We start from the raw sequence: 6,379 nt of genomic DNA on the forward strand, positions 1-6,379 counted from the left end.
ACACCTCCGAATTATGTTATTTTATCAAATAAAAATAATCATTTTATCGAAAGTGCTTTTATTTATCTGTTCAATATTATAACTTCAGTTCCGTTTGATAGCTTCTTTTTGTTTACTTAACTGTAGCACCAAGGCTGCCCTTGAAGTGACTTAGAGCAAAGTCATGACCAGCTTGGGTTAATCCAGCAACACCTTTTTCATGAACGACAACGTCGTAATTTAAGTTGTATGCGGAAATAGCAGTGTGTAATACACAGATATCTGTGCAGACACCCACTAGGTGTAATGTATCTACTTTTCTTTCACGGAGACGAAGATCTAAATCAGTTCCGGCAAAGGCACTGTATCTAGACTTGTCGTACATGTAGACCTTTTCTTCATCCTTGTGTTCGTTGTACCAGTCGTTTAGTTTTCCGTAGAAATCACGACCCCAGGTATCCTTTAAGTTATGTGGTGGGAATAACTTAGTCTCTGGGTGATAGGGGTTATTTTCTTGATGCAAGTCGGTTGGTAGGATGACCCACTTGCCAGCTTGACGAAATTCTTCGGCTAAATCAACGATGTAATCAACTAGCACTTGGCCAGGTTTTCCAACGGTTAGCTTTCCTTTTTCATCAACGAAATCGTTTGTGTAATCAATAATCAGTAGGGCTTCATTACTCATAATGGATAACTCCTTAATTAAATTACTACTATTATATATGAGTATAAAAAAATAACCAGTTTTATTTATCGAAAACATAAGAAAAAAGTAGGACAAAATGTCCTACTTAAAATTTTAATAAGTCTAAATCCATCACGTTTAAAATGTTTGCGATAATCACAATCCAATTAATGACTACTAATTCAAGATTAATATCAGGAGTAAGCATGCATGCTGCAAAAAAGACTAGGACTAAAATGCCTAAAAAGACTTCCTTTGCGAAGATGCTTCTCAAAAAGAAATTAAAGATGATTTGAATTAAATAGCATAGAGCGAGGACAAAGAATAGTGAGCCGATCATAACGGCATTTTCAATGTCGATACCATCCGAAAATGCGTATACCATTCCGGTCGCCGTATATAGGGCCACTAGGAAGAATTCACAAATTGAGATGATAATCGCGGCAATCTTACTGTTCATTTCATAACTCCATTTTTTAAACTAACAGTATAAAATAATACTATTTACAACAAAATACGTCAAGTTGTTGCTTTTTATAGTATAAAAATTTTGTTATAGTATAATGTGATTATTCAAAAGATAAATCGAGGAAATATTTACCTAGGTCTAAGATATGACTGGTAGAAATCCAAACGTCGTTAAACGCCATGGAGCTTGTATCAGTCATTTCACTGAAGTAATCCAAAAGGTGACTGTTTTCTTCTAAAAATGATCGATTCATGCGGTTGGCACGAATGCGATTTTTCGGGAAGAAGAGGTCAGGATTACCGACAGCAACGTCGTCTTGAATTAGCATTTGGATGGCGTTGTTGTACTTATTATTATTAATGATGACCTTGTCAGGATTGTTCTTAACAAACGTCAAAACGTTTCTTAATGCATCAGAATTACTTCCCATAGTATTACTCCTTTGTGTGTATTTAATAAAAGGGTAATGCAATCCCTTTTAAAATCAACGAGTAGAGTATATAATAATCTTTTGAATTTTAAAACGGCAAATACTAAAAAAATCGTTCGGAGTGAATGTAAATATGATAAAACTTGCTAAGAAGTATTTAGTATGGTGGGCAGTTGTTGCAGCTGTCCTATTTATGGTTGTGCAAGTCTCATGTGACTTGTATTTACCAACCGTTACTTCTAACTTAATCGACAAAGGGGTCGCCCAAAATGATATTAACTATATCTGGACCCAAGGTCTTAAGATGTTAGGAGTTGCGTTTATCGGGGTCCTAGCAGCAGGGGGTAACATCTTCTTTGCTGCCACCCAATCCCAAAAGATGGGGAAGAAAATCAGATCAGCTTTATACCGTAAGATTATTTATTTAGCTGACCAAGACTTGGATAAGTTTGGGGATGCATCATTGATTACTAGAAATACTAATGATGTTGTGCAAATCCAAAACGTAATGATTCAAGTATTAAGAATGATGGTAATGGCACCCATTATGCTAGTAGGTGCAATGGTATTGGCCTTTGTTAAGAGTCCACATCTTACCGTTGTCTTCCTATGTGCATTAGGTGTCTTATTAGTCTCTGTATTTGTCATCATGTCATTTGCCGGACCTCTATTTAAGAAGTTACAAGGCCAAACTGATAGATTGAACCTAGTCTTTAGAGAAGGTCTAACCGGTGTTCGTGTTATCCGTGCATTTAACCGTGATCAATATGAACAAGACCGTTTTGACAAGTACAACAACAAGTACGCTAAGACAGGAATCAGAGTCTTCATGCTTACCTCATTAATGTTCCCACTTATGACTTTCATCCTAAGTGGAACCAACGTTGGAATCGTATGGTTTGGTGCCAAGATGATTGCTACTAACTCACTTGCAGTTGGTAACTTGGTATCATTTATGACTTATGCTACTCAAATCTTGATTAGTTTCATGATGCTTTCAATGCTTTTCGTATTTATTCCTAGAGCTCAAGCATCAGCAAGTCGTATCAATGAAGTATTAGACGTTAACGATTCAATCGTCGACGCTGATGAAACTGTTGCACCAAAATCTGATTCAGCTAGTCTTTCATTTGACCACGTTGATTTCAAATACGGTGACAGCAAGAAGTTAGCGCTTCAAGATATTAACTTCTCAGCTAAGGCTGGCCAAACCGTTGCCATTATTGGTGAAACTGGTTCTGGTAAGTCTAGTTTGGTTAACTTGATTCCGCGTCTATACGACGTTTCAAGTGGTGAAATCAAGATTGATGACACTCCAATCAAGGACATGTCACAAAAAGAACTTCACAAGTTAATCTCAATTACTCAACAAAAAGCAGTCCTATTCACAGGTACTGTTAAAGAAAACATGATGTACGGTAATGAAGATGCTACAGATGATGAAATCTGGCATGCACTAGAAGTTGCTAAGGCAGCCGACTTCGTTAAAGAAGAAGGCGGATTAGACACCCGTGTTGAACAAAACGGGGACAACTTTTCTGGTGGACAAAAACAACGTTTAGCAATCGCTAGAACAATTCTAAAGGATGCTGACGTTTATGTATTCGATGACTCATTCTCAGCATTGGACTTCAAGACCGATGCCGAGTTAAGACAAGCATTGAACAAGGATGAAAAGATTCAAAGCGCTGTAACAGTGATTGTTGCCCAAAGAATCTCAACAGTTGCTGATGCAGACGTCATCTTGGTATTGAACAATGGTAAGGTTGTTGGATCAGGTACTCACGCAGAACTATCCAAGGATAACCCATATTACCGTGCTATCTTAGACTCACAAATTAAGAAGGGAGATGACGACCGTGCATAATCATGGAAAAGGAAAAGGCGCAAAAGCAGAAAACTTCTGGTCAGCAACATGGCGCTTAGTGAAGTATGTTAAACCATGGATGCTAGGAATCATCTTCACATTAATCATGGCAATCGCTGCCGTGGTGCTACAAATTGTGACTCCTAAAATTTTAGGGGAAGCCACTACTGAAATTTACAAGGGTGTTATGAAGGCTTTTGTAATGAAGAAACAAGGTTTACACGTTTCTTCAATTCCAATCGATTTTACAGCGGTTGGTCATATCCTAATTACAGTTGCTTCATTATATATCTTGGCTGCGCTATTCAACGTCGGTCAACAATTCATTATGACTTACATTTCTCAAAAGGTTGTTTACCAATTGAGAAAGGACCTGAAAGCTAAACTAGAACGTTTACCAATCTCATACTATGACACTCATTCCAATGGGGATATCATGTCTAGAATGATCAACGATATGGATAACATTTCTACAATGCTTCAAACCAACTTAACACAATTCATCACCAGTGTGCTTCTATTCTTTGGTGTGCTATACATGATGTTAACCATTAGTTTCTCACTAACATTGGTTGCCATCTGTACACTTCCATTGATTGGAATCATCGTGGGGGTAGTTGCTCCTAAGTCACAACGTTTCTTCAGTAAGCAACAAAGTCACTTGGGTGATGTTAACAGTCAAGTTGAAGAAAACTTTGCTGGTCACACCATCATCAAGACTTTTAACCGTGAAGAAGAAGCTATCAAGCAATTCGAAGAACAAAACGATAAGTACTACAGCTACGCATGGAAGGCTCAATTCGTATCTAGTTTTATGTTCCCATTAATGAACTTCGTTAAGAACTTAAACTACGTTTTCGTAGCCATCTTTGGTGGAATTAAGGTTGCAGCAGGTGCCGTTACATTAGGTAATGTTCAAGCATTCCTACAATACGTCAACATGTTTAACCAACCAATCACCAACCTAGCTAACTTAACAAATACCATTCAATCAACTATTGCATCTGCTGAACGTATCTTTAAGGTCCTAGACGAACCTGAAATGCAAGACTCAGATGTGAAGTTGGCTCATGAAGAAACTAACGACAAGATTAAGTTCGAAGACGTTAACTTCAGATATGTTGAAGACACTCCTTTAATTAAGGACTTCAACCTAGATGTTCCAAAGGGAACCACTGTCGCCATCGTTGGACCAACCGGTGCTGGTAAGACTACCATCATTAACTTGCTAGAACGTTTCTACGATATTGATTCTGGATCAATCAAGTTAGATGGTATCGATACTCGTGAATACTCACGTAGTGAACTTAGATCACACATCTCAATGGTGCTACAAGATAGCTGGTTATTCACTGGTACCATCTTTGATAACATTAAATACGGTAATGCTAACGCAACCGATGAAGAAGTATATCAAGCAGCTAAGGAAGCTCAAGCAGACGAATTCATTGAAAAGTTGCCTGACGGATACGATACTGTATTAAACGAAGCAGCATCAAACGTTTCTCAAGGTCAACGTCAATTGATTACCATTGCCCGTGCATTCCTAGCTAACCCAGAAATCCTAATCTTGGATGAAGCAACTAGTTCAGTTGATACTAGAACTGAATCACTAATCCAAGACGCAATGGACCGTTTGATTCAAGGTCGTACCAGTTTCGTTGTTGCCCACAGATTATCAACTGTGCAAAACGCAGAAAAGATTATTGTGATGAACCATGGACAAATTAGAGAAACAGGTAACCACAAGTCATTAATGGAACAAAACGGTTTCTATGCTGACTTATACAACTCACAATTTATTGGTAACAATCTATAATTAGGTGATGAAGACGATGAAATATAATAAGACGGAATTGGCGATTCAAAAGTTAGTTGACGATGGTGTTGTTCCCGGCGTTAACTACGCATTTATTGATGAAGATGGCACTCAACGCCATCTGATTGGAAACAAGCAATTAGTGCCTAAAGAGGTGCCCTTAACCGATGGTCATTTGATTTATGACATGGCTTCTTTGACTAAGGTCGTCGGAACCACAATGGTGATTTTAAAACTAGTCGAAGACGGTAAACTATCACTAGAAGATTCAATCTGTGATTACTTACCAAAATGGCAATATCCAGAAGTGACCGTGCGTAATCTAATTACCCACACTTCAGGAATTGAGGGCTACATTCCACATCGTGATCAACTAGACCATGATGAGCTAATTAAAGCGTTGTTGGGATTGAAAGCGGGTGCTGGTTTAAATCACGAAATGCACTACGCTGACGTGAACTTTATCTTCTTAGGATTAATTGCTAAGAAGGTAACCGGTAAGGCCATTCAACCTTTAATTGAGGAATTGGTCTTAAAACCATTACACATGGTTAACAGTTCATTTCATCCTGATGCGAAGAAGTGTGTGCCAACCACATACGATGAAGAACACGGTTTGTTACAAGGCCATGTTCATGATCCAAAAGCACAAGTGCTAGGTGAGGACTGTGGTTCAGCCGGGTTATTCAGTAATATGGATGACTTATTGTTGTTCGTCGAATCAGTATTGAATCCAGACGATAATCCGGTACTAAGTTCTGACACAGTCCGTGGTTTTTACACCGACCAGACTAAGCATGACTTAGGAAGAAGCTATGGTTTTGAAAGGATTGATTACGAGGGGATGCCATTTATCTGGCAATCTGGTTTTACCGGAACCTTTATCGTCATCATTCCTGAAAAGAAACACGCTATGGTATTTCTATCCAACCGCATTCATCCGGTATCACCAAACGAATATTATATTGAACGTCGTAAACCTTTGATTGAAACCTATTTAAACGAAAACAAATAAAAAAAGACGGATACTTAATGTATCTGACCTGAACCCCTAAAATTGGAGGATGGTTATGCAATTTTCTGGGAGGAATTGTTCCGGTATTCAACCGGTGACATTCCTCCCAGTTTTT

The 6,379-nt window shown here is 38.3% G+C and carries 6 protein-coding genes; 3 read left to right on the forward strand and 3 right to left on the reverse strand.

What is annotated here, in order from left to right:
• Nucleotides 1-112: 112 nt before the first annotated feature.
• From RZ78_RS02440 to RZ78_RS02450, 3 genes are all read right to left on the reverse strand, one after another.
• A complete protein-coding gene (locus RZ78_RS02440; RefSeq protein ID WP_191978830.1) occupies nucleotides 113-667 on the reverse strand; it encodes a cysteine hydrolase family protein in 555 nt (184 codons plus the stop codon).
• A gap of 103 nt (nucleotides 668-770) precedes the next feature.
• Nucleotides 771-1,124: a hypothetical protein gene (locus RZ78_RS02445; protein ID WP_054608027.1), complete on the reverse strand. Its 354-nt coding sequence runs from the start codon at nucleotides 1,122-1,124 to the stop codon at nucleotides 771-773.
• 109 nt (nucleotides 1,125-1,233) lie between these two features.
• Complete coding sequence (locus tag RZ78_RS02450) at nucleotides 1,234-1,563, reverse strand: hypothetical protein (protein ID WP_041152760.1); 330 nt, start codon at nucleotides 1,561-1,563, stop codon at nucleotides 1,234-1,236.
• 133 nt (nucleotides 1,564-1,696) lie between these two features.
• Here RZ78_RS02450 and RZ78_RS02455 point away from each other — a divergent pair, with 133 nt between their 5' ends.
• The 3 genes from RZ78_RS02455 to RZ78_RS02465 are packed head-to-tail and all read left to right on the forward strand — an operon-like array spanning nucleotide 1,697 to nucleotide 6,264.
• Nucleotides 1,697-3,430 carry an ABC transporter ATP-binding protein gene (locus RZ78_RS02455; RefSeq protein ID WP_054608028.1) on the forward strand — a complete coding sequence of 578 codons (1,734 nt, stop codon included), beginning with the start codon at nucleotides 1,697-1,699 and terminating at the stop codon, nucleotides 3,428-3,430.
• Nucleotides 3,414-5,249, forward strand: a complete 1,836-nt coding sequence (locus RZ78_RS02460; protein ID WP_054608029.1) for an ABC transporter ATP-binding protein — start codon at nucleotides 3,414-3,416, stop codon at nucleotides 5,247-5,249. The genes RZ78_RS02455 and RZ78_RS02460 overlap by 17 nt, the downstream gene beginning before the upstream one ends.
• A 16-nt stretch (nucleotides 5,250-5,265) precedes the next feature.
• Nucleotides 5,266-6,264 (forward strand): serine hydrolase domain-containing protein, encoded by a 999-nt coding sequence (locus tag RZ78_RS02465; protein ID WP_054608030.1) that lies wholly within the window; start codon nucleotides 5,266-5,268, stop codon nucleotides 6,262-6,264.
• The last annotated feature ends 115 nt before the right edge of the window (nucleotides 6,265-6,379 follow it).

Source organism: Apilactobacillus kunkeei (assembly GCF_001308195.1).
Classification (GTDB): Bacteria; Bacillota; Bacilli; order Lactobacillales; family Lactobacillaceae; genus Apilactobacillus; species Apilactobacillus kunkeei_C.